This is a genomic window from Pseudomonas sp. GD04058, assembly GCF_029836855.1.
Taxonomy (GTDB): domain Bacteria; phylum Pseudomonadota; class Gammaproteobacteria; order Pseudomonadales; family Pseudomonadaceae; genus Aquipseudomonas; species Aquipseudomonas bharatica.
The window spans coordinates 57,993-80,160 of sequence record NZ_JAOECN010000027.1 but is presented as its reverse complement, the minus strand read 5'-3'; the positions used below and the strand labels follow the sequence as shown (position 1 = coordinate 80,160).

The 22,168-nt window shown below is 65.1% G+C and carries 18 protein-coding genes; 9 read left to right on the top strand and 9 right to left on the bottom strand.

Features of this window, described 5'->3' with window-relative positions; genetic code table 11:
• Positions 1-59: 59 nt before the first annotated feature.
• A complete protein-coding gene (locus N7650_RS20145; protein WP_279899713.1) occupies positions 60-686 on the top strand; it encodes a LysE family translocator in 627 nt (208 codons plus the stop codon).
• Positions 687-787: 101 nt separating this feature from the next.
• Positions 788-1,657: a helix-turn-helix domain-containing protein gene (locus N7650_RS20140; protein WP_279899712.1), complete on the top strand. Its 870-nt coding sequence runs from the start codon at positions 788-790 to the stop codon at positions 1,655-1,657.
• Positions 1,658-1,770: 113 nt separating this feature from the next.
• On the opposite strand, the gene N7650_RS20135 is transcribed toward N7650_RS20140, so the two are convergent.
• The 5 genes from N7650_RS20135 to N7650_RS20115 all read right to left on the bottom strand — a co-directional run bounded on the left by N7650_RS20135 (position 1,771) and on the right by N7650_RS20115 (position 9,131).
• Entirely contained in the window at positions 1,771-3,066 is a 1,296-nt protein-coding gene (locus N7650_RS20135; protein WP_279899711.1) for an FAD-binding oxidoreductase, read from the bottom strand.
• Positions 3,067-3,080: 14 nt separating this feature from the next.
• The gene (locus N7650_RS20130) at positions 3,081-4,166 is read right to left on the bottom strand and encodes a polyamine ABC transporter substrate-binding protein (protein ID WP_279899709.1); all 1,086 of its coding nucleotides are present in this window, start codon (positions 4,164-4,166) and stop codon (positions 3,081-3,083) included.
• A 45-nt stretch (positions 4,167-4,211) separates the two neighbouring features.
• Positions 4,212-5,570, bottom strand: a complete 1,359-nt coding sequence (locus N7650_RS20125) for a glutamine synthetase family protein (RefSeq protein ID WP_009401483.1) — start codon at positions 5,568-5,570, stop codon at positions 4,212-4,214.
• Positions 5,571-6,236: 666 nt separating this feature from the next.
• Positions 6,237-8,429 (bottom strand): OsmC domain/YcaO domain-containing protein, encoded by a 2,193-nt coding sequence (locus tag N7650_RS20120; protein WP_009401484.1) that lies wholly within the window; start codon positions 8,427-8,429, stop codon positions 6,237-6,239.
• Between the two features lie 105 nt (positions 8,430-8,534).
• Positions 8,535-9,131, bottom strand: a complete 597-nt coding sequence (locus N7650_RS20115) for a nucleotidyltransferase family protein (RefSeq protein WP_009401485.1) — start codon at positions 9,129-9,131, stop codon at positions 8,535-8,537.
• Positions 9,132-9,190: 59 nt separating this feature from the next.
• On the opposite strand from N7650_RS20115, the gene N7650_RS20110 reads away from it, so the two are divergent.
• The 3 genes from N7650_RS20110 to N7650_RS20100 are packed head-to-tail and all read left to right on the top strand — an operon-like array spanning position 9,191 to position 12,866.
• On the top strand, positions 9,191-9,694 hold the full coding sequence (locus tag N7650_RS20110) for a (2Fe-2S)-binding protein (protein ID WP_009401486.1): 504 nt from the start codon (positions 9,191-9,193) through the stop codon (positions 9,692-9,694).
• Positions 9,691-10,683, top strand: a complete 993-nt coding sequence (locus N7650_RS20105) for a xanthine dehydrogenase family protein subunit M (protein WP_009401487.1) — start codon at positions 9,691-9,693, stop codon at positions 10,681-10,683. Before N7650_RS20110 ends, N7650_RS20105 begins: the two co-directional genes overlap by 4 nt.
• 11 nt (positions 10,684-10,694) lie before the next feature.
• The gene (locus N7650_RS20100; protein WP_009401489.1) at positions 10,695-12,866 is read left to right on the top strand and encodes a xanthine dehydrogenase family protein molybdopterin-binding subunit; all 2,172 of its coding nucleotides are present in this window, start codon (positions 10,695-10,697) and stop codon (positions 12,864-12,866) included.
• A gap of 50 nt (positions 12,867-12,916) precedes the next feature.
• On the opposite strand, the gene N7650_RS20095 is transcribed toward N7650_RS20100, so the two are convergent.
• The 4 genes from N7650_RS20095 to N7650_RS20080 all read right to left on the bottom strand — a co-directional run bounded on the left by N7650_RS20095 (position 12,917) and on the right by N7650_RS20080 (position 18,176).
• The gene (locus N7650_RS20095) at positions 12,917-13,939 is read right to left on the bottom strand and encodes an XdhC family protein (RefSeq protein ID WP_009401491.1); all 1,023 of its coding nucleotides are present in this window, start codon (positions 13,937-13,939) and stop codon (positions 12,917-12,919) included.
• Positions 13,940-14,162: 223 nt separating this feature from the next.
• The gene (locus N7650_RS20090) at positions 14,163-15,476 is read right to left on the bottom strand and encodes a c-type cytochrome (protein WP_009401493.1); all 1,314 of its coding nucleotides are present in this window, start codon (positions 15,474-15,476) and stop codon (positions 14,163-14,165) included.
• Positions 15,477-15,486: 10 nt separating this feature from the next.
• The gene (locus N7650_RS20085) at positions 15,487-17,718 is read right to left on the bottom strand and encodes a xanthine dehydrogenase family protein molybdopterin-binding subunit (RefSeq protein WP_279899704.1); all 2,232 of its coding nucleotides are present in this window, start codon (positions 17,716-17,718) and stop codon (positions 15,487-15,489) included.
• The gene (locus tag N7650_RS20080; RefSeq protein ID WP_009401495.1) at positions 17,718-18,176 is read right to left on the bottom strand and encodes a (2Fe-2S)-binding protein; all 459 of its coding nucleotides are present in this window, start codon (positions 18,174-18,176) and stop codon (positions 17,718-17,720) included. Before N7650_RS20080 ends, N7650_RS20085 begins: the two co-directional genes overlap by 1 nt.
• A gap of 301 nt (positions 18,177-18,477) precedes the next feature.
• Here N7650_RS20080 and N7650_RS20075 point away from each other — a divergent pair, with 301 nt between their 5' ends.
• The 4 genes from N7650_RS20075 to N7650_RS20060 all read left to right on the top strand — a co-directional run bounded on the left by N7650_RS20075 (position 18,478) and on the right by N7650_RS20060 (position 22,167).
• Positions 18,478-19,365, top strand: coding sequence for a hypothetical protein (locus tag N7650_RS20075; protein ID WP_279899702.1), 888 nt, complete (start codon positions 18,478-18,480; stop codon positions 19,363-19,365).
• A complete protein-coding gene (locus tag N7650_RS20070) occupies positions 19,316-20,371 on the top strand; it encodes a GGDEF domain-containing protein (protein WP_279899701.1) in 1,056 nt (351 codons plus the stop codon). The genes N7650_RS20075 and N7650_RS20070 overlap by 50 nt, the downstream gene beginning before the upstream one ends.
• A gap of 12 nt (positions 20,372-20,383) precedes the next feature.
• Complete coding sequence (locus N7650_RS20065; protein WP_279899700.1) at positions 20,384-21,649, top strand: PAS domain-containing methyl-accepting chemotaxis protein; 1,266 nt, start codon at positions 20,384-20,386, stop codon at positions 21,647-21,649.
• Between the two features lie 95 nt (positions 21,650-21,744).
• The gene (locus N7650_RS20060) at positions 21,745-22,167 is read left to right on the top strand and encodes a hypothetical protein (protein ID WP_009401501.1); all 423 of its coding nucleotides are present in this window, start codon (positions 21,745-21,747) and stop codon (positions 22,165-22,167) included.
• The last annotated feature ends 1 nt before the right edge of the window (position 22,168 follow it).

Genomic DNA, 22,168 nt, shown 5'->3' with positions numbered 1-22,168 from the left:
CAGCTATAGGTTAAAGTCCCACACCATCAGGGACCTTTCCACACATCACGGAGGATGCAATGTTCCCCATCGACATCTGGCTCGCCTACACCGCCGCCTGCCTGCTGCTGGTGATTTCACCTGGCCCCGACAACCTCCTGGCCATCGGCCGCGGCCTGAGCCAGGGTCGCCTGGCCGCGATCGTTTCCGGCGTTGCGTCCGGTACCGGCATCCTGTTCCACACCACCACCGCAGCCCTGGGCCTGACGCTGCTGATGCAGACGTCCGCCGTGGCCTTTTGGGTAGTGAAGATCATCGGCGCCGGCTACCTGTTGTGGCTGGGGATCAAGGTGCTGCGCTCGCGAAACCTGATCAGCTTCGCCCCGGCGGCCAGGCAACCGCTGCGCACCATTTTCCTCACCGGCTTTCTCTCCGCGGCACTCAACCCCAAGCCCGGGCTGTTCGTGCTGGCCTTCATTCCGCAGTTCGTCAATCCGCAACTGGGTTCGGTGACGGTACAGATGCTGGTCTACGGACTGTGGTTCGCCTTGCTCACTGCCGTCGGCTTTGCCCTGATGGGCGTATTCGCCTCGACATTGACCAGTGCCATCCGTAATCGCCCCAAGGTGGTCAACGGCCTGAATATCGGCGCCGGGGTGACCTTTGTCGCCTCCGGAGTCTCGGTGGTGGCGTTGAGTCAGAAATAAGCGGCCGATCATCACGACGGCTTTGACCGGGTTTACCAACGTTCATTATTCTTGACGGCGCTTGGCCGATCAGCATTCGAATAAAAACCCAAGGTGCGTGCATGACAATCAAGGTCCTGGAGGCTCATGAGGTAAACGAGCACCGCGTTGCCCTGCCGGGCTGGCAGGAGCAGTACACGCAGATGTCGTCCGGGCGCTTCCAGGGACGCCTGGTGCATGCCCAGAGCGCTGGCCTGGAGCTGTACGAGGAACGCATGAACCTGCGGGTCGAGCAGGAATTCCACGCACCGGCCGACGCCTTGGTGTTCAGCTTCGACATGAGCGACAACGCCCTTTATCTGCTGGACGGCCAGACCCGCAATGCCTGGGTGACCCCGGAGAACTACCGCGAAGTGGCCGTGGTGCTGAAGCAGCCGGCGAGCTGGCAGCATTCGGCGGCGGAGTTTCGCCGGCTGGTCCTGCAACCGTTGCGTCCGACCCGTTGCAAGGCCTTCGCCAGCGCGCTCAGCGAGGTGCTCGCCGAAGCGGTACGCGGCCAGGTGGATGTGTCGGCGCCGGGGTTTGCCCGGGAGATCGCCGATGGCTGCTTCCAATTGCTCGACCAGGCCGTGGAGGTGGACGCTCGCGGACGTGCCGAGTGCCATATGCGCCGCGTGGTCGAGCGGGTCAAGGAAGTGGTCAACGACTGCCCGCAGGACAGCGTTGGCGTGCAGGATCTGGCGGATGCAGCCGGGGTGTCGGTGCGCCAGTTGCAGCAATCCTTCCTGCGCTATGCCGACATGCCGCCGACGGTATGGCTGCGCAACCGGCGCCTGAATGCGGTAAGACGGGACTTGCTGGCGGCAGACCCGGGGCAGGTCACCGTGGCCGAGGTGGCCATGCGCTGGTCGTTCTGGCACCTGGGGCGGTTTTCCCAGGCTTACCATGGGTTGTTCGGGGAATATCCGAAGGAGACGCTGAAACGCGGGTGAGGGCTTGGGGCCTTGTGCTGGTTTTCAGGGCCTCATCGCTGGCAAGCCAGCTCCCACATAAACCTGTGGGAGCTGGCTTGCCAGCGATGAGGCCATCACATACACCACATCAATCAGCCAACAATCTCCTTCACCCGATACCACAACATCCCCAGCGCCAGCAGCGGCGAGCGCAGCAGCTTGCCGCCGGGGAAGGTCAGGTGCGGCACTGCGCCGAATACATCCAGCCCCTTGCTTTGCCCGACCGATATGGCCTCCGCCAGCAGTTTCGCCGACCAGTGCGTGACATTCAGCCCATGCCCCGAATAGCCCTGGGCGAAGAACACGTTCGGATGCTCTGCCAAGCGCCCGACCTGTGGGAAGCGGTTGGCGGTGATGCCGATCATCCCGCCCCATTGGTAGTCGATGCGCACATGGGCCAGTTGCGGGAACACCTTGAGCATCTTTGGCCGCATGTAGGCGCCGATATCCCTGGGGTCAGTCCCGGAGTAGTGGCAGGCTCCGCCGAACAGCAAGCGCCGGTCGGCGGTGAGCCGGTAGTAATCCAGCCCGACCTTCTGGTCGCACAGCGCCAGGTTCAGCGGAATCAGGCTGGAGGCGACGTCTTCCGGCAGCGGCTCGGTGACGATCACATAGCTTCCCGCCGGCAACACCTTGCCACTGAGCTTCGGCTCCAGCTCATCGAGGTGGGCATTGCAGCCCAATACCAGGCTGTCCGCGCGCACCCGGCCGCGGGGGCAATGCACCACGACCTGGCTGCCATGCTCGATGCGCAGCACCGGGCTCTGCTCGAAGACCTGCACCCCAAGCCGGCTGGCTGCCCGGGCCTCGCCGGTCACCAGGTCCAGCGGGTGCAGATGCCCCGAGCCCATATCGATCAACCCGCCGGCATAGCAATCACTGGCGACCACCTGGTGCATACGCCCGGGTTCCACCAGTTCGATCGGGTGCGGATACCCCGAATTCGCCAGTGACGCGTATTCCTCGCGCATCGCCGCGAACTGCCTCGGGGTATTGGCCAGCTCGCAGAAACCCCAGCGCAGGTCGCAGTCGATGGCGAACTCGTCGATGCGTTCGGCGACCAGGGTCACCGAGTCCACTCCGGCTCGCTCCAGGTAGCGCACGCCATCCTCGCCGACATATTTGCCGAAGCCACTGACATCGTGGCCGATACCGCGAATCAGCTGCCCACCATTGCGCCCGCTGGCACCCCAGCCGACGCGCCGGGCCTCCAGCAGCACCACCGAGTGCCCGCGCAAGGCCAGTTCCAGGGCGGTGTTGACCCCGGTCAGGCCACCACCGATCACGCACACATCGGCCTGGATCTCGCCGTCGAGCGCAGGGTAGGGCTGGCTGTCGCGGGCGGTGGCGGCGTAGTACGACGCCGCATGCTCAGCACGTTGCATCATCAAGGGATCTCGACTCATTGGTTGAACTTGACCTTGCTCCAGCTGCGGGTCATCAGGCGCATGATCTTCGGCGACGGGGCCTTGGAGATGTAGAGCTTGTCCAGCACCGCCTGGGGCGGATAGACCTCGGGGTTGTTCAGCGTCTCGGGATCGATGAACGGCCTGGAGTCGGCGTTGGCGTTAGGGTAACCCACATAGTCGCTGATCCCGGCGATCACCTTCGGCTCCATCACGTAGTTGATGAACGCCAGGGCTTGGTCGGGGTTCTTCGCGTCGGCGGGAATCGCGATCAGGTCGAACCACAGGTTGCTGCCTTCCTTGGGAATGCTGTAGGCGATCTTCACCCCGTTGCCTGCCTCGCGGGCACGGTTGGCCGCTTGCAGCACGTCGCCGGAGAAGCCGAAGGCCACGCATATATCGCCATTGGCCAGGTCCGAGATGTACTTGGACGAGTGGAAGTAGGTTACGTAGGGGCGAAGTTCCAGCAGGCGCTTCTCGGCCTTGGCGTAGTCCGCCGCGTTGCTGCTGTTGGGGTCCAGGCCCAGGTAGTTGAGGATCGACGGGATCAGTTCGTCGGCCGAGTCCATGAAGGCCACGCCGCATTGTTGCAGCTTCTTCAGGTTTTCCGGCTCGTACAGGGTGGCCCAGGAGTCGATATGGTCGACGCCCAGCACCTGCTTGACCTTGTCGACGTTGTAGCCGATGCCGTTGGTACCCCACAGGTAGGGCACCGAGTGGCGGTTGCCGGGGTCGTTCTGTTCGAGCAGCTTGAGCAGCGCCGGGTCCAGGTGTTTCCAGTTCGGCAGCTTGCTGCGGTCCAGTTCGAGGAACACCCCGGCGTCCACCTGGCGGGTCAGGAAGTGGTTGGACGGCACGACGATGTCGTAGCCGGTCTTGCCCGCCAGCAGCTTGCCTTCCAGTGTTTCGTTGGAGTCGAAGACGTCGTACACCGGCTTGATCCCGGTGGCGCCCTCGAAGCCGGCGAGGGTGTCGGGGGCGATGTAGTCGGTCCAGTTGTAGATGCTGACACTGGGCTGCGCGCTGGCCAGCAGCGGCGCGGCGAGCAGGGCGAGAGGGGCAAGACGTTGCAACAGCTTCATGGCGACTCCTGATCCGTTTTATTGTGGGCGGCGTGGCGATTGCGGTCAGACGCTGAGCAGCAGGAACTCCCGTTCCCAGGAACTGATCACGCGCTTGAAGTTTTCGTGCTCGGTGCGTTTCACCGCGACATAGCCCTGGACGAACTTGCGCCCCAGGTACTGCTCCAGCACCTCGCAGTTCTCCATGGCCGCGAGGGCGTCCTCGATGGTGATCGGCAGGCGCAGGCTGCGGCGCTCGTAGGCGCGGCCCTGGACCGGCGCGCTCGGCTCGATCTTCTCGACCATGCCCAGGTAGCCGCACAGCAGGCTGGCGGCGATGGCCAGGTAGGGGTTGGCATCGGCGCCCGGCAGGCGGTTTTCCACGCGCATCGCTTCGGGCGAGGACGGCGGCACGCGCAGGCCGGCTGTACGGTTCTCCTCGCCCCACTCGACGTTGACCGGCGCCGAGGTGTCCGGCAGGAAGCGGCGGAACGAGTTGACGTTCGGCGCGAACATCGGGAGCACCTTGGGGATGTACTTCTGCAGGCCGCCGATGTAATTGAGGAACAGCTCGCTCATGCTGCCGTCCTCGTTGACGAAGATGTTCCGGCCCGACTCGGCGTCCACCACGCTCTGGTGGATATGCATGGCGCTGCCCGGCTCGTCGGTGATCGGCTTGGCCATGAAGGTCGCCGCCACGTTGTGCTTGAGCGCGGCCTCGCGCATGGTGCGCTTGAACACGGTGATCTGGTCGGCCAGGGACAGGGCGTCGCCGTGGCGGAAGTTGATCTCCATCTGCGCCGGGCCGTCCTCGTGGATCAGCGTATCCAGGTCCAGGCCCTGGGCCTCGCACCAGTCGTAGACATCCTCGAACAGCGGGTCGAACTCGTTGGCGGCATCGATGGAAAAGCTCTGCCGGCCGCTTTCCGGACGCCCCGAGCGGCCGATCGGCGCCTCCAGCGGGAAGTCCGGGTCGCTGCTGCGCTTGGTCAGGTAGAACTCCATTTCCGGCGCGACGATCGGCGTCCAGCCTTTCTGCGCGTACAGGCGCAGCACGCGCTTGAGCACGTTGCGCGGCGACAGCTCGACGGGATTGCCGCGCTTGTCGTAGGTGTCATGAATCACCATCGCGGTGGGCTCGATGGCCCAGGGCACCAGGAAGATCGCCTCCGGGTCGGGGCGGCAGAACATATCGATGTCCGCCTCGTCCAGCAGGTCGTAGTAGATCTCATCCTCGACGAAATCGCCGGTGACGGTCTGCAGCAGGACGCTCTCCGGCAGGCGCATGCCGCCTTCGGCGAGAAACTTGTTGGTAGGGGAAATCTTGCCGCGGGCGATGCCGGTGAGGTCACTGACAATGCACTCGACTTCGGTGATCTGGTGTTGCTTCAGCCAGGTGCTCAGCTGATGCGCGGGGGTGTTCATGCAAACCTCTGACGGGTTGGTTGGACGGCACGCGACCGGCGTGGGCCGGTGGGCGCATGGCTAGTCTTGGTCAGAGAGGGGAGAGGGTTCTATCCGTTTTCCGCAGGAATGGCGTGTGTTGCTCTTTCGGGCCCTATCGCTGGCAAGCCAGCTCCCACAGGTTCCGAGCCAGCCGCAGATTTTGTGTTCGACACTGACCTTGTGGGAGCTGGCGTTGCCAGCGATTGGTCCGCCCAGACACCATCATTGCCTGTGCCGGCCTCATCGCTGGCAAGCCAGCTCCCACAGGTTCCGAGCCAGCCGCAGATTTTGTGTTCGACACCGACCCTGTGGGAGCTGGCTTGCCAGCGATAGGGCCCGAAAGAACAGCAACTTTGTTCAAGGCCGGAACGGCTCCGCTCAATACACTCGAGCCCTTCATCGCCAAGGACTACCCATGATTACCTGCCAGGTCCGCTACATCATTGACCCCTGTCAACTACCGGCCTTCGAGTTCTAAGGCACAACGCGTACCCTGTGGGAGCGGGTTCACCCGCGATTGCGGTGCTGAAGTCAGCATAGCAATCGCGGGTGAACCCGCTCCCACAAGAACCTTGCAAATCAAATAGTTATGTTTTGTTCCATGACAGCGTGGCGGCGCTCCGACTTGCCGGCGATGAGGCAATATCAGCCCTTGGCTGCCCGCGCTGCGTGCAGTTTCTTGTAGCTCTCGATCAGGCGCAGGTGCCGGTCCAGGCCTTCCAGTTTCATGCTGGTCGGGGTCAGGCCATGGAAGCGCAGGCTGCCTTCGACCGACGCCAGCACCGCATCCATCCGCGGATTGCCGAACATGCGGCGGAAGTTGACCTCGTAGTCGGCCAGGTCCAGGTCGCTGTCCAGTTCCACTTCCAGCACCACGTTCAGCGCCTGGTAGAACAGCCCGCGCTCGACGGTGTTGTCGTTGTACTGGAGGAACATCTCGACCAGTTCCTTGGCATCGTCGAACTTCTTCAACGCCACCTGGATCAGGATCTTCAATTCCAGCACGGTTAACTGGCCCCACACCGTGTTGTCGTCGAACTCGACGCCGATCAGCGTCTTGATCTCGGTGTATTCGTCCAGCTCGGACTCCACCAGGCGCTCCAGCAGGCTTTCCAGGGCGTCATCGTCAAGGCTGTGCAGGTTGAGGATGTCTTCGCGGAAAAACAGCGCCTTGTTGGTGTTGTCCCAGATCAGGTCGTCCACCGGGTAGATTTCCGAATAGCCCGGCACCAGGATGCGGCAGGCCGGGGCGCCGAGGTGGTCGTAGGTGGCCATGTAGACCTCCTTGCCCATACCTTCGAGGATGCCGAACAGGGTCGCGGCTTCCTCGGCATTGGAGTCTTCGCCGTGGCCGGAGAAGTCCCATTCGACGAACTCGAAATCAGACCTGGCACTGAAGAACCGCCAGGAGACCACGCCGCTGGAATCGATGAAGTGCTCGACGAAGTTGTTTGGCTCCATCAGTGCATGGCTTTCGAAGGTCGGTTGCGGCAGGTCGTTGAGGCCTTCGAAGCTGCGGCCCTGGAGCAGTTCGGTGAGGCTGCGTTCCAGCGCCACCTCGAAGCTCGGGTGGGCACCGAAGGAAGCGAACACGCCGCCGGTGCGCGGGTTCATCAGGGTCACGCACATCACCGGGAATTCACCGCCCAGCGAGGCGTCCTTGACCAGCACCGGGAAGCCTTGCTCTTCAAGGCCCTGGATACCGGCGAGGATGCCCGGGTACTTGGCCAGCACCTCCTGCGGCACGTCCGGCAAGGCCAGCTCGCCTTCGAGGATCTCGCGCTTGACCGCCCGCTCGAAGATCTCCGACAGGCACTGCACCTGGGCTTCGGCCAGGGTGTTGCCGGCGGACATGCCGTTGCTCAGGTACAGGTTCTCGATCAGGTTCGACGGGAAATACACCACCTCGCCGTCGGACTGGCGCACATAGGGCAGCGCGCAGATGCCACGCTCGATATTGCCCGAGTTGGTGTCGTACAGGTGCGAGCCGAGCAGTTCGCCGTCCGGGTTGTAGATGGCCAGGCAATACTCGTCGAGCAGGCCCTTGGGCAGGGCGTCGTTGCGCCCCGGCTTGAACCAGCGCTCGTTCGGGTAATGCACGAACTCGGCGTTGGCGATGTCCTCGCCCCAGAACTGGTCGTTATAGAAGAAGTTGCAGTTCAGCCGCTCGATGAATTCGCCCAGGGCCGAGGCCAGCGCGCTTTCCTTGCTCGAGCCCTTGCCGTTGGTGAAGCACATCGGCGACTGCGCGTCGCGGATATGCAAGGACCACACGTTCGGCACGATATTGCGCCAGGAGGCGATCTCGATCTTCATGCCCAGCCCAGCGAGGATCTGCGACATGTTGGCGATGGTCTGCTCCAGCGGCAGGTCCTTGCCCGGGATGAGCGTGCGGGTCTGGCCGTCGAGGCCCGGCATCAACAGGGCCTGGGCGTCGGCGTCGAGGTTCTCCACCTCTTCGATGATGAATTCCGGGCCGGTCTGCACCACCTTCTTCACGGTGCAGCGGTCGATGGAGCGCAGGATGCCCTGGCGGTCCTTCTCGGAGATATCGGCGGGCAGCTCGACCTGGATCTTGAAGATCTGGTTGTAGCGGTTTTCCGGGTCGACGATGTTGTTCTGCGACAGGCGGATATTGTCGGTGGGGATGTCGCGGGTCTGGCAGTACAGCTTGACGAAATAGGCCGCACACAACGCCGAGGAGGCCAGGAAATAGTCGAACGGACCCGGTGCCGAACCGTCGCCCTTGTAGCGGATCGGCTGGTCGGCGATCACCGTGAAGTCGTCGAACTTGGCTTCGAGTCGGAGGTTGTCGAGAAAATTGACCTTGATTTCCATGCGGGTTCCGTAGCGGGCGAATCGATTTTGGCGGCCATTATCCGGGTTTTCTCCGGGAAGTCTTGTGCTTATTGGCGGGGGCTGTCGGGTGGTGTCTTATGCCACTTATCCGCGGCAGTCAGGGGGCAGATCCACATCCGCGACCACCCCCTGATCGCCGACCTCCACGATCCGGCAGGCCTCCTGGTGTTTCTCGATGACCCGCCTCCCGCCCTGATCCCCGTCCAGTTCCGCCAGTTCCTCCCAGAATGCTTTGCCGAACACCACCGGATGCCCACGCTGTTCCTCGAACCGCGGTACCAGAATCCGGTCTTCCTTTGCCAGGCCGGCAAGTTGCACCAGCGTTTGCACCTTGACCCAGGGCATGTCCCCCAGCATCACCGCCACCGCCTCGATGCCTGATCCGGCTTGCGCGATAGCCCGTGCCCCGGCCGCCAGGCTGTGTCCCATGCCCTGGTCGGCCTGTTCGGCCCGCACTACTTTCACCCGCGTGGCATCCACCCCCAGCGCCGCCACATCGTCCTCCGGCCTGAGCACCACCCAGACCTCCTCGAACGCCTCCAGCACCCGCGCCAGGGTCGTCTCCAGCAGGCGCGCGCCACCAGGCAACGGCGCAATCCGCTTGTCGCTGCCAAACCTGCGCCCGCGCCCGGCCGCCAGTACCAGCGCCGCGCACCTTCCGGTCAATCCCTTTGAACCCATCTCTTCGCTCCCCGGTCGGACCTGAAAAGCACCAGCATACCTACCGTGAGGCCTTTGTCATGAGCGATGTCCCTTCCGCGCCGAACACCCATGCGATCGGCCTGTACATCAACGGCGAGCAGCATCACTTGCAAGTGCCGCCCTGGTTGACCCTGCTTGACCTGCTGCGCGATGAACTCGACCTGGTCGGCACCAAGAAGGGCTGCGACCACGGCCAGTGCGGCGCCTGCACCGTATTGCGCAACGGCCGTCGGGTGAACGCCTGCCTGACCCTGGCGATCATGTGCGACGGCGACGAGCTGACCACCATCGAAGGCCTGGCCCACGGCGATCGCCTGCACCCATTGCAACAGGCGTTCATCGCCCACGACGCCTTCCAGTGTGGCTATTGCACCCCCGGGCAGATCTGTTCCGCCGTGGGCATGGCTCGCGAGGGCAGGGCGCGGTCGCGGGCGCAGATCCAGGAGGCCATGAGCGGCAACCTGTGCCGCTGCGGGGCCTATAGCAATATCGTCGCGGCGGTGGAGGAAGCCCTGCCGCAGATGGGAGGGCCGCGTCCATGATGCCTTTCGCCTACAGCAAGCCGGACAGCATCGAACAGGCCGTGCAACAGGCGGGGCCCGATGCGCGCTTTATCGCCGGTGGCACCAATCTGCTGGACCTGATGAAAGAGAACGTCGAGCGCCCGGCGCGGGTGATCGATATCACCGGGCTGCCGCTGCGCGAGGTGCGTACCACCGCCAACGGCGGCTTGCAGATCGGCGCGCTGGTGAGCAATGCCGAGCTGGCCTGGCACTTGGACGTGGAGGCCCGCTACCCGTTGCTGAGCCAGGCGATCCTGGCCGGCGCGTCGCCGCAGTTGCGCAATATGGCCAGCACCGGCGGCAATCTGTTGCAGCGCACCCGCTGTCATTACTTCTACGACGCGGCGGTGCCGTGCAACAAACGAGCGCCCGGCAGTGGTTGCCCGGCCCGGGACGGGCTGAACCGCCAGCACGCAATCCTCGGTGCCAGCGAGCACTGCGTGGCGGTGCATCCGTCCGATATGTGCGTGGCACTCGCCGCGCTGGAGGCGAGGGTGCTGGTGCACGGAAGGCAGGGCGAGCGGGAGATTCCCTTCGCCGACTTCCACCGCCTGCCAGGCGCCACGCCGGAGCGCGACAACTGCCTGGCCGAGGACGAACTGATCGTCGCCATCGCACTGCCGCCGCCCCCGTTCGTCGCGTGCAGCCATTACCTCAAGCTGCGCGACCGGGCGTCCTATGCCTTCGCTCTGGTCTCGGTCGCGGCGGGGCTGGTGGTGGCCGACGACAACAGCATCGCCGGATTGCGCGTGGCCCTGGGCGGCGTGGCGCACAAGCCATGGCGCGATGTCGGGCTGGAACGGTCGATGCTCGGGCGCCCGGCTACCCGCGAGAGCTATGCGGCTTTCGCCGACGCCCTGTTGCGCGATGCCAGGCCCCTGGCGCACAACGCCTTCAAGATCACCCTGGCGAAAAACGCCATCATTCGTGCGCTGACCCAGGCGCAGGCTGCGGAGGAGCATCCATGAGAGGAGCATCCATGAACAGTCCCCTGAGCGGCCAGCCGCTGGACCGGGTCGACGGCCCGGCAAAAGTCACGGGTCGCGCCCGTTATGCCGGCGAATATCCCGAGCCGGGCTTGCTCTACGGTAGCGTGGTGAGCGGCAACGTTGCCCGGGGCCGCATCCGTCGGATCGACTGCGATGCCGCATTGGCGGTGCCGGGCGTGGTCGAAGTGCTGCATCACCTGAACCGGCCGAAGATGGCGGGGGATGACGAGTCCTACGAGGATGCCGACGCCGCCGAGGGCAAGCCCTTTCGTCCGCTGTTCAACGACCGCGTCCTGTACAGCGGCCAGCCGCTGGCGCTGGTGGTGGCCGAGAGCCTGGAGGTGGCGCGCTACGCCGGGTCGTTGGTGCGTATCGAGATCGATGCCGAGGCGCACCGCACCGACCTGTTCGCCGAGCTGGACAACGCCCACGACGCCCCGGCCGAACTGCCCGGGCCCCGTGGTGATTTCGCCGGGGCGTTCGAGGCCGCGCCGTTCAAGGTCGACGCCACCTACAGCACCCCGGTGGAGCACCACAACCCCATGGAGCCCCACGCCTCGACGGTGATCTACAACGCCGATGGCAGCCTGCAGGTGCACGACAAGACCCAGGGCACGCAGAACAGCCAGGATTACCTGGTCAAGGTCTTCGACCTGCCCAAGGAGCGGGTGCGGGTGTGCGCCGCCTATGTCGGCGGCGCCTTCGGGTCCGGGCTGCGACCGCAATATCAACTGACCCTGGCGGCCATGGCGGCGCTTCGCTTGCAGCGCTCGGTGCGGGTGACCCTGACCCGCCAGCAGATGTTCACCTTCGGCTATCGTCCGCGCACGGTGCAGCGCCTGCGCCTGGGCGCCGATGCCCAGGGTCGCCTGCTGGCGATCTCCCACGAGGCCACCGGGCAGACCTCGCGCTTCGAGGATTTCACCGAGCACCTGGTGGAATGGTCGGGGATGCTCTATCGCTGCGACAACGTCGCCCTGGGCTATCGCCTGGTACCGCTGGACGTGTACACGCCGCTGGATATGCGGGCGCCGGGGGCGGCCTCCGGGGTGATTGCCCTGGAGTGCGCGATGGACGAACTGGCGCAAGCGTTGTCCCTGGATCCGCTGGAGCTGCGCCGGGTCAACTTCGCCGACAGCAATGGCAACGAAGGCAAGCCGTATTCCAGCAAGGCGCTGCTCGACTGCTACGCCCGGGGCGCCTTGCGCTTCGGCTGGCACAGCCGCGACCCCAGGCCGCGGAGCATGCAGGACCAGGGCGAGCTGGTCGGCTGGGGCATGGCCGGTGGAGTCTGGGAAGCCATGCAGATGAAGGCCAGCGCCCGCGCGCGGCTGGACGCCGATGGGCACCTGTGGGTCAGCAGCGCGACCACTGATATCGGTACGGGAACCTACACCGTGATGACCCAGATCGCCGCCGACGCCTTCGGTATGGCGCTGGCAGACGTAACCTTCCAGCTCGGCGACAGCAGCCTGCCGACGGCGCCCTTGCAGGGCGGCTCGTTTACCGTGTCGTCGGTGGGCCCGGCCGTGCGCCAGGCCTGCCAGGCCTTGCGTGGCAAGCTGGTGGCCTGGGCCAAGGGGCGTTACCCGGAACTTGCCGGGATCGATGCCGGGGCATTCGTGGTTCGTGACGGGCAACTCCAAGTGGCCGGCAAGGCTTATGCGCTAGAAGCCATGGACGTACGCGTCGATGCCGAACCCTCGGCCAGGCGCCAGGGCTTTGCCAGCGCCACGCACTCGGCGGTGTTCGTCGAGGTGCGCATCGACGAGGCGCTGGGGACCTTGCGCGTCAGCCGGGTGGTGAGCGCCGTGGCGGCGGGCCGGGTAATCAACCCCAAGACCGCACGCAGCCAGATACTTGGTGGCGTGGTCTGGGGGCTGGGCATGGCCCTGCAGGAAGAGACGCAGATCGACCATGGCCTGGGTCGCTACATGAACCACAACCTGGCCGAGTACCACATCCCGGTGAATGCCGACATCGGCGAAATCGAAGTGATCTTCGTCGATGAGCCCGACGATATCGTCAACGAGCTGGGCTCCAAGGGCGTTGGCGAGATTGGTGTGGTCGGGGTGGCGGCGGCGGTGGCCAATGCGGTGTGTCATGCCACCGGGCGGCGGGTCAGGGACTTTCCGTTGACGGTGGAGAAGTTGCTGGGGTGAGATGACTCCACGAGTCTCGCGCCCCGCTTGAGCATGGGGGGCGAGACTCGCTAGACCACCTGCATCAGTTGCTCCCGCGCCTGCTTGGCCTGGACCACCGACAGCTCCTTCGGCAACACCACGGCATTCTTCTGCGCCAGCACCTCGGCCATGACGCTCACGGCGATCTCTGCCGGGGTCTTGCTGCCGATATAGATCCCGATCGGGCCGTGCAGCCGTTTCAGCGACGCCTGGGTTTCGCCGAAATGCTCGATCAGGCGTTCGCGCCGGCTCTGGCTGTTGCGCCGCGAGCCAATCGCGCCGATATAGAACGCCGGGCTGTGCAGCGCTTCGAGCAATGCCAGGTCGTCGAGCTTGGGGTCATGGCTGAGGGCGATGATGCAGGTGCGCACGTCCGGTGCGAAGGCGCGGACGATGTCGTCGGGCATGCCGACCAGCTTCTCGACGCCGTCCAGGCTCCAGGCTTCCATGTATTCCGGGCGCGGGTCGCAGACGCTGACCTTGAAGCCGTTGAAGCGGGCCATGGTCGCCAGGTATTCGGCCAGGGCGCCGGCCCCGATGAGCAGCATGCGGTAGCCGGGGCCGAGGGTGTTGAGCATCCGCTGGCCATCGAAGGCGAACTGTTCGGGGACCAGGGTGGTGTGCAGCGCGACCTGGCCGCTGGCGAGTTCGAGGCTGCGGCGCACCAACCGACCGTTGTCGAGATGCTGGAGAAGCTGGCCGAGGCTGTCGGCACAGGGGGCGAATTCGAGGACGATTTCCAGGGTGCCGCCACAGGGCAGGCCAAAGCGGTGGGCCTCGTCTGCGTCGATGCCGTAGCGCACCAGTCGCGGCAACCCGTCGGGAAGGCCGGGGCCCTCGTAGGCGGTGGTATAGCGGTGGATCAGGTCGTCTTCGATACAGCCACCGGACACGCTACCAACAACCCGGCCATCGCCGCGCAGGGCCATCATCGAGCCGACCGGGCGCGGCGATGAGCCCCAGGTGCGGACCACCGTGGCCAGCAGGGTGCGATGGCCCGAGGTGAGCCAGTCGTGGGCGGTGCGCAGGACCAGGAGGTCGATGCTTTCCATGGGTGTGGTCCTTTTGATTCGTTATCCGGGTTGGACTGTTGGAGGCGGGTCACAGTGCGATCTGAAATGAACCCGCGATCCCCATGCCTGCCGAGCCCCCTGTGGGAGCTGGCTTGCCAGCGATGAGGCCGGCTCTGATGTCGATGTGTCCGGGCGGCCGCCATCGCTGGCAAGTCGGAGCGCCGAACCGCAGCTCCCACAGGGTCCTCGGCAGGCATGGGGATCAGCGCATGCGCAGCACGATTGGGCTGCTACTCGCCGGGTCAGTGCGTTCGCGCAATTCACTCACCGCCTTGACCTCGACGGCCCCCCCACGATTCCCCCATTGCGTCCTGACAAAACTCAACACCTCGGCAATCTCCCGATCCGACAACTGCTCCCTGAACGCCGGCATCCGATACGCATCCGGCACCCCGGCCGCCACCACCCGCTGCGCGCCGTTCAAGGTGATGTTGATGCTCGACGCATTTTCATGGGCCATGGACGACGAAGCCCCCGCCAGCGGCGGCATCCATTCGTTCTGCCCACGCCCGTCGACACCATGGCAGGAGGCGCAGCGCGTGGCGTAGGTATGCGCACCCGGCGCATCAGCCACGGCTTGCTGGTACTGCCACGGTGGCCCGTCGCGCTGCGGATCACCCGGCAGCGATTTGAGGTAGCGGGCAATCGCGGCCAGGTCCTCGTCGGTCATGAACTGCGTGGAGTTGTTGAACGCCTCGGTCATCGAGCCGAACACCACCGCATGCTGGTTGCGCCCGGTCTTGAGGAACTGCGCGATCTGCGCCTCGCTCCAGCGGCCCAGCCCGGTATTCGGATCGTCGCGCAGGCTTGGGGCGTACCAGCCATCGAGCAGGGCGCCGGAGAGGTAGGCCGGCTTGCTGCCGTCCAGGGCCTTTTCATTGAAGGCCAGCCCGCGCGGTGTGTGGCAGCTGCCGCAGTGCCCCGGGCCTTCGACGATATAGGCGCCACGGTTCCACAGCGCATCCTTGGCCGGGTTGTCGATATGCGGGGCGGAGGCACTGAACAGGCCATTCCACATGGCTATCGGCCAGCGCATGTTCAACGGCCAGGGTATCTCGCCAGGCTTGTTGGCTTCGGCGACCGGGGCGACGCCCTTGCTGAAGAAGGCATAGAGCGCCCGCACATCCTCGTCGCTGAGCCTGGCATAGGACGGGTAGGGCATTGCCGGGTAGAGCCGGGCGCCATCGCGCCGTACGCCGTGGCGCACCGCGCGGTCGAAGTCGGCCAGGCTGTAGGCGCCAATGCCGTGCTCGGGGTCCGGCGTGATGTTGGTGGCATGGATGGCCCCCAGCGGCGTGTCCATCTTCAGCCCGCCAGCGAAGGGCCGGCCCTCCGGCAGGCTATGGCAGGCCACGCAATCGGCCAGGCGGGCGACATATTCGCCGCGTCGGACCAGTTGCTCGTCCGGCGCATCGCCCGCTTGCGCCGTGAGGGGCGAGGCAGGCGTGCGGGTGACGTACCAGCCCAGCGCCGCAGCGCCCAGCACGACCAGCAGTGCCAGTGGTTTTGCATTCATCGGCGACCCCTTAGCTGAAGGTGTAGCGCGACAGCGGCATGCTGCGGATGCGCTGCCCGGTCAGATGGGCCACGGCATTGGCCACCGCCGGGGCCGTGGCCGGCAGGGGTGGCTCGCCGATGCCGCCCATTTTTTCGCCGCTTTCGACGATCTTCACCTGCACCCGGGGCATGCGCGCCGGCGGCAGGATCGGATACAGGTCGTAGTTACGCGCCCGTGGCTTGCCGTCGATATACACGGCTTCTTCCACCAGCGCCTGGGACAGCCCCAGGGCCACGGCGCCATTGACCTGGGCGTCGATGATGGCCGGGTTGACGATGCTGCCGGGGTCGATGGCCTGCCAGATCTCGTGGACCTTGACCTGGCCATTTTCAATGGACACTTCGGCGATCACCGCCGCGTGCGAGCCGAATGGCGAAGCCATGGCCACGCCGCGGGCACGCCGGGTGCCGTCCTCGGCCACCCAGGGCCCGCGCTTCCAGCCACCGGACAGCTCGCCCACGGCATTGAGCAGGGTGGTCAGGCGCGGGTTGTCGCGCAGCAGTTTCAGGCGCAATTCGAAGGGGTCGTGCTTGCCCTGGTCGGCCAGTTCGTCGAGGAAGGCTTCGTAGAAGAAGTCGTTCAGCGAATTGCCCACCGAGCGCCAGTAGCCGAGCATCGCCGGCCCCTGCACATAGTTCTGGGCGATGCGCCGGTTAGGGATGGCGTAGGCCTTGCCAGCCAGGCCTTCGACCGCCGTGGCATCTACCTTTTCCGCCTGCTTGCCGGCCCGGGCCTCGGTTGGACCTTCGGTGGCGCTGACCGCTTCCAGGGCCACGGGCAGGCCATCCCGGTCCAGCGCGGCACGGAACCTGACCACGGCCATGGGCCGCAGGACATCGCGCAGGAATTCTTCTTCACGGCTCCAGATCAGCTTGATCGGGCGCCCGGTGGCCTTGGCCAGCTCGATGGCCTGGGGGTAGGGGTTGGCGCTGTCGTAGAGGAAGTGCCGACCGAAGAAACCACCGAGTAGCGGCGAGTGCAAGGTGATCTTTTCCGGGTCGAGGCCGGTACGTTTGGCGATGTCGGCGCGGAACATGTCCGGCGCCTGGTTCGGCAGCCAGACCTCGAGGCTGCCGTCCGGGTTGAAGCGCGCCGTGGCCGAGGCCGGTTCGAGCTGGGCGTGGTTGAGGTACTGATTGTGGTAGGTGGCTTCGACCCTGGTGCTGGCGTTATTCCAGGCGCTGGCGAAATCGCCTTCCTGCTCCGCTTCGCGGCCTGGGCCGGTTTCGCCGGCCAGGCGCTGGCGATGGCCGTCGCTGGAGAAGTCGGCGGGCATGGCGCGCACCCTGGAGTCGGCAGCGGCTTCCTGCCATTCCACCTGCAAGGCTTCGGCGGCGCGCCTGGCGTGCCACCAGCGCTCGGCCACCACCGCCATGGCCCCGGGCAGGCGATGGATCGAGTGCACGCCCTTCATGGCCTTGACCTGCTCTTCGTTGCGCACGCTGGCCACCGTCATGCCCAGGCGCGGCGCGTGCTGCACCGCGGCGTGAAGCATGCCGTCCACCTTGATGTCGATGCTGTACACGGCCTTGCCGGTGGACTTGTCGTAGGCATCCACGCGCTGCACCGGCTTGCCGATCCAGCGGAACTGGCTGGGGTCGCGCAACTGCACGCTGTCGGCGTCCGGTACCGGCAGGTCCATGGCCCGCTCGGCCAGTTCGCCGTAGTCCAGGGTGCGACCGGAAGCGGCGTGGATCACCCGGCCAGGCTCGGTGGTCAATTCGCTGACCGGCACCTTCAGGCGCTCGCTGGCCGCCTGCAGCAACATGGCCCGGGCCAGGGCGCCAAGCTTGCGCATGGTCGGGTAGCTGGTGCGCACTGACATGCTGCCACCGGTAATCCGCCTGCCGTTGTCCATCACCACGAAATCCGGACCTGCAGGCGCCGCTTCCACCAGGAAACGGGCGGGATCGATATCCAGTTCCTCGCCGACGATCTGCGCCATGGCGGTGTAGATGCCCTGGCCACCTTCCATGAACGAACAGAGCAGGCGCACGCGGCCATCGGGGCGGATTTCCAGCAGCGCCGGGACCTTGATCGGCGACGCGGCAGCAGCGTCGGCCGCTTCGACGCGGCCGACGCCCAGGGGCAGGCCGCAGCCCAGCACCAGGGCGCCGGCAGCGACCCCGGCGCTGGCCAGCAGGAAGCGCCGGCGCGACAGGTTGACCGGCTCGCCGAGGGGCAACTGTTCTCTTTTCATCAGGCAGCCCCTTCGTTGCTGGCGACGTCGTGGACGGCGGCGCGGATGGCGTTGTAGGTGCCGCAACGGCACAGGTTGACCATGGCCGCTTCGATCTCGCGGTCGTCGGGACGGGCGTTGTGCTTGAGCAGGGCGGTCGCGGCCATCACCTGGCCGGACTGGCAGTAGCCGCATTGGGCGACCTGGTGCCTGACCCAGGCCTCGACCACGCGCTTGCCGACCGCGTCGGCCTCCACCGCTTCGATGGTGGTAATCTCGCGACCGACCACGCCGGCCACCGGGGTCACGCAGGAGCGCACCACATTGCCGTCCACCAGCACCGAGCAGGCGCCGCATTGGGCCAGGCCGCAGCCGTACTTGGTCCCGGTCAGGCCGAGGTCGTCGCGCAGCACCCAGAGCAGGGGCGTATCCGCGTCGGCGTCGACCTGGTAGGTCTGTTGATTGATTCGCAGGTCCATTGGCTCACCAGTCTTTTTCGGTTATTTGATCGGGCTTGTTGTAAACCGCCGCACGCAGGGCAGTGCGAGCCCGTCGGGAAACGCTAGCACAGGGATCCATTGAGGATGGTCGGAGCGTTTCGCTAGGTGCTAGCGACAGGATTGATAAATCGGCAAACGCGCCGATGTGCACCAGATCGCCGTATTTAGGCTTGCTGAAACATTTTTGGGGTGATCCGATTGCCATCATCGAACTCCCTATAATCAAGTCCGCCAGGTAATGGCTATATGACGCTATTTTTCCGGGGTAACCTGAAATTCGATGAAGCGAGCCGAACTGCTGGATTGTCTGCAACACACCATCGGCGACTTCTACAAAGCTGAAATCGACGAAGCCATATCCCTTCACCTGGACCTAATGCTCGACTTCTACCAACGCAAGCCGTTCTTCTACAAAAGCTTGATGAAATACGACCGCCTGATGGTAGTCCTGTCACTGTTCGCCTTTCATTACCAGGATCCACTGACGCCGCTGTCCCGGGTCAAGGAGTTCTGCCTGGGGCGTGGCTACCTGTCGCGCAACAGCCTGGACTCGTATTTTTCGTTCTTCTTCATCAGCGGCTACATGCACGTCAGCGTGCATCCCGAAGATGCCCGGCTGCGGATCTATCGCCCGACCCAATCGGCCATCGACGAGGCGGCCAGGATCATCAAGACCTACCTGCTGCCCGGTTGCCTGCTGGTGCCCGGCAGCGGCGCTACGGCCACCGCGGTGGAGCCGGCCGTCCTGTTGCGACGCTTCTTTACCGGCCTGGTGCAGTTTCTCGAGGCAGGCATCCTGCTCGACAGCCTGTTGCCGGGGGCCAAGTGGATCGTGAACAAGGATGGCGGACACCTGCCGATGCTCGCCCTGTACCTGGATGCCCTCAGGCACCGCTCGGTCAATGGCGGCTACAAGGTCTCGACCTATGCCGAGCTGTCTTCGCGCCTCTACGTGTCGCGCACCCATGTCATGCGCCTGGTGCGCGAAGGCGAGGCGAAAGGCTATTTCCGCTGCTGCGGTAACACCGTGGAAATGCGACCGATGTTCGCCGAACTGGTCAGGCACACCATGGCGATCAATTTCGCGGTAGCGCGGGTCAGTATGGAGCTGGGGTCGGATGTTAAGGAAAGCAGAGTGTTCAAGCCAGGCGCTGGATGTGCCGGTTAGCCAGGCACAGCGTATCCGCCTGCTGCTGCGCGAGGGGGTGATCGCCGCGCAGATGCTGGTGCTGGTCAGTTGGCTGCTGATTCACGTGGTGCTGTACGAGCGGGCGACCAGCGTCGCCGCCTGGGGACCGTTGCTGGTATCGGCAGCGTTGGCCCTGTTGCAGACCTATGCGCAGTCGGACCGGATCTGGCGTTTTTCCGGGTTGGCCTTCGTGCTGGTGGTGATGGTCGGGTTCAAGCTGCTGTTTACCGAGTACCCGCTGCTGCACCAGCGGTTTTCCTTGCCCTTGACGGTGCTCGCGGTGGTGGGTGCATCGCTGCTGATTCGCGGCTCGTGGGATTACCTGGTGGTCGCGGTGCTGACCTGGGTATTGATCCAGCCCTATGTGAACGGCGAAAGCGACGATCGGTATTTCCTCGGCCTGTTCGTGGTGTTTTCCTTCAGCCTGGGCTGGATCAACAGCCGCACCTACATCCGTGCGCTGGAAAACACCCTGGACATCGAGCGGTACTACCGAAACCTGTCGGAGACCGACCACCTCACCGCGCTGTACAACCGCCGGGCGCTGATGGAGCGCCTGGAAACCTTCGTCGCGACCAGGGCAGGCGGCTTCTTCATGATGATCGATGTCGATGACTTCAAGAGCGTCAATGACCGCTTCGGCCATGGTATCGGCGATGAAGTCCTGCGGGTGCTGGCCGAGCGCCTGAAGGCAATGGCCGTGGGTCATTGCGTTGGACGGCTGGGCGGCGAGGAGTTCGGCGTCATCCTCGACACCTGCGATGCGCGCAAGGCATACGCCTTGGCGCAGCAGATGCTGGACGCGGTGCGCGAGTGTCGCGAGGCGCCGGTGCCCTTCACCTTCAGCGCCGGACTGGCGCCCTTCGCCCCGGGCCAGGACATTTCCGAGATTCTCATCCATGCCGATCGCAACCTGTACAAGGCCAAGCGCGCCGGCAAGGACCGGGTGCATCCAGGCACCCAGGACAGCCATTCCCGTCAGTAAATGGAGTCAGCCATGTTCAACCGTCGTTGCACGCAGGCCTTGAGGGCTTGCCAGCAGGAGTTGCAAGCACTTCAGGGATCGTTCGCCTGTCTTGAGCAGGGGTTGGCCAGTGTCGCTCTGGACGAGCGCGGGCAGATCAGCGCCGTCAGCCAGACCTTTGCCGATGCCCTGGGGCACCCCTCGGCGCAGTTGCTGGGCATGAAGCCTGGCGAGTTGCTGGAGCCCGGTACCGAGGGCGCGGTCAAGTCGCAGACCCTTACCCACTGGCGCTGTCGCGGCGCCCAAGGACGCTCGGTAATGCTGGGCCTGTATTGGCTGTGCGATGGCAGCGGCTGTTGCCGCGGCTACGGTACGGCATGGCCGGTGCCAAGTCGCCAGGAGCGTGACGGGCTGGAAATGTTCCAAGCGCTCGACCGCTCCACGGCAATCATCCAGTTCAATCTCGAAGGCGTGGTGATGGATGCCAACGAGCCCTTCCTGCAGGCCATGGGCTACGGCCTGACGGCAATCCTGGGCAAGCACCACCGGATGTTTTGCCGCGCCGAGGACGCCGCCTCGCTGGAGTACACCGAGTTCTGGCGGGCGCTCAAGCGTGGCGAGTTCATCGCCGGACGTTTCCAGCGCGTGGACAGCCGTGGCCAGCCCGTCTGGCTGGAGGCCACCTACAACCCGATCAAGGATGCCGCCGGCAAGGTCTACAAGGTGGCCAAGTTCGCCAACCTGGTGACCGCGCAGGTAGAAAAGGCCGACCTGGTGAAGCAGGCCGCCGGCCTGGCCTTCGATGTCGCCCAGGTTACCGACCAGCGTGCGCGACGCGGCATGGACGTGGTGGGCGAGGCGGCCACGGCGATGCGTGACATCGCCGGGCAGATGCAGGCGCTGACCGACAGCATGGAAGCCCTGGAGAACCAGTCGCGCCTGATCGGTTCGATCGTCGAAACCATCGGTGCGATCGCCACCCAGACCAACCTGCTGGCCCTCAACGCGGCGATCGAGGCGGCGCGCGCAGGCGGGCAGGGCAGGGGCTTCGCGGTGGTGGCCGATGAAGTGCGCCGGCTGGCGGCACGCACAACCGAGGCTACCGCGGAGATCTTCGAGGTGGTCAAGCAGAACCGCGCGCTGACCGATGCCGCGACCCGCGGCATTGAATCCAGCCGCGCCCATACCGGCCAGGTCGAGGCGTTGGCCGAACAGGCCGGCAGCACCATGCTGGAGATCCAGCAGGGCGCGCGCCAGGTGGTCGAGGGTATCGGGCGGGTGGTACACGACCTGGAGTGAGCCCGGGCCATGTCCATTTCTGGGGAGAACGTGGCGCCGGCTGTCGGCCTGTTAGCCTGACCTGACTTCAACAGCGATCCGCAAGTGGAGGCAACATGGCTGATTTGGCAGTGCGGGTGGCAGGCGCCCCCGTGATCACCGACAAGACCACGGTTCGGGTGCAGCTCGGCATGAAAGCGCCGGACAAGGAGGCCTCCGCCGCCGAGGCCAAGGCGCCAAACGATGCCATGGGCAGCCTGCTGGCGGTGGAGCAGGGCAAGGACAACCAGCAGGACCTTATGCGGCGCACCCGCGAAATGATCCAGGAAGCGCAGAAGCGCCTGCAGCAGGAGCAGCAGAAACTCGAGCGCCTGGCTGCCGAGGCGGCCCAGGATCCCGCCGCCCAGGCTGCGCTGTCGGCCCAGCGCACCAGCGTCTCGGCAGCCAATGCGCAGTTGCTCGCCCTGCACGCGCAGTTGATCCAGTTGATGAGCCAGTCTTCGGGGGTTTCGCTGGGTCGGGTCGATACCACCGCCTGAG

Coding starts and splice junctions, on each gene's coding strand:
- N7650_RS20120 (WP_009401484.1), bottom strand. CDS start 8,429: ATGGAAATCAAGGTCAATTTTCTCGACAACCTCCGACTCGAAGCCAAG.
- N7650_RS20105 (WP_009401487.1), top strand. CDS start 9,691: ATGATGCCTTTCGCCTACAGCAAGCCGGACAGCATCGAACAGGCCGTG.
- N7650_RS20130 (WP_279899709.1), bottom strand. CDS start 4,166: ATGAAGCTGTTGCAACGTCTTGCCCCTCTCGCCCTGCTCGCCGCGCCG.
- N7650_RS20060 (WP_009401501.1), top strand. CDS start 21,745: ATGGCTGATTTGGCAGTGCGGGTGGCAGGCGCCCCCGTGATCACCGAC.
- N7650_RS20085 (WP_279899704.1), bottom strand. CDS start 17,718: ATGAAAAGAGAACAGTTGCCCCTCGGCGAGCCGGTCAACCTGTCGCGC.
- N7650_RS20125 (WP_009401483.1), bottom strand. CDS start 5,570: ATGAACACCCCCGCGCATCAGCTGAGCACCTGGCTGAAGCAACACCAG.
- N7650_RS20100 (WP_009401489.1), top strand. CDS start 10,695: ATGAACAGTCCCCTGAGCGGCCAGCCGCTGGACCGGGTCGACGGCCCG.
- N7650_RS20090 (WP_009401493.1), bottom strand. CDS start 15,476: ATGAATGCAAAACCACTGGCACTGCTGGTCGTGCTGGGCGCTGCGGCG.
- N7650_RS20140 (WP_279899712.1), top strand. CDS start 788: ATGACAATCAAGGTCCTGGAGGCTCATGAGGTAAACGAGCACCGCGTT.
- N7650_RS20135 (WP_279899711.1), bottom strand. CDS start 3,066: ATGATGCAACGTGCTGAGCATGCGGCGTCGTACTACGCCGCCACCGCC.
- N7650_RS20115 (WP_009401485.1), bottom strand. CDS start 9,131: ATGGGTTCAAAGGGATTGACCGGAAGGTGCGCGGCGCTGGTACTGGCG.
- N7650_RS20095 (WP_009401491.1), bottom strand. CDS start 13,939: ATGGAAAGCATCGACCTCCTGGTCCTGCGCACCGCCCACGACTGGCTC.
- N7650_RS20065 (WP_279899700.1), top strand. CDS start 20,384: ATGTTCAACCGTCGTTGCACGCAGGCCTTGAGGGCTTGCCAGCAGGAG.
- N7650_RS20080 (WP_009401495.1), bottom strand. CDS start 18,176: ATGGACCTGCGAATCAATCAACAGACCTACCAGGTCGACGCCGACGCG.
- N7650_RS20110 (WP_009401486.1), top strand. CDS start 9,191: ATGAGCGATGTCCCTTCCGCGCCGAACACCCATGCGATCGGCCTGTAC.
- N7650_RS20145 (WP_279899713.1), top strand. CDS start 60: ATGTTCCCCATCGACATCTGGCTCGCCTACACCGCCGCCTGCCTGCTG.
- N7650_RS20075 (WP_279899702.1), top strand. CDS start 18,478: ATGAAGCGAGCCGAACTGCTGGATTGTCTGCAACACACCATCGGCGAC.
- N7650_RS20070 (WP_279899701.1), top strand. CDS start 19,316: ATGTTAAGGAAAGCAGAGTGTTCAAGCCAGGCGCTGGATGTGCCGGTT.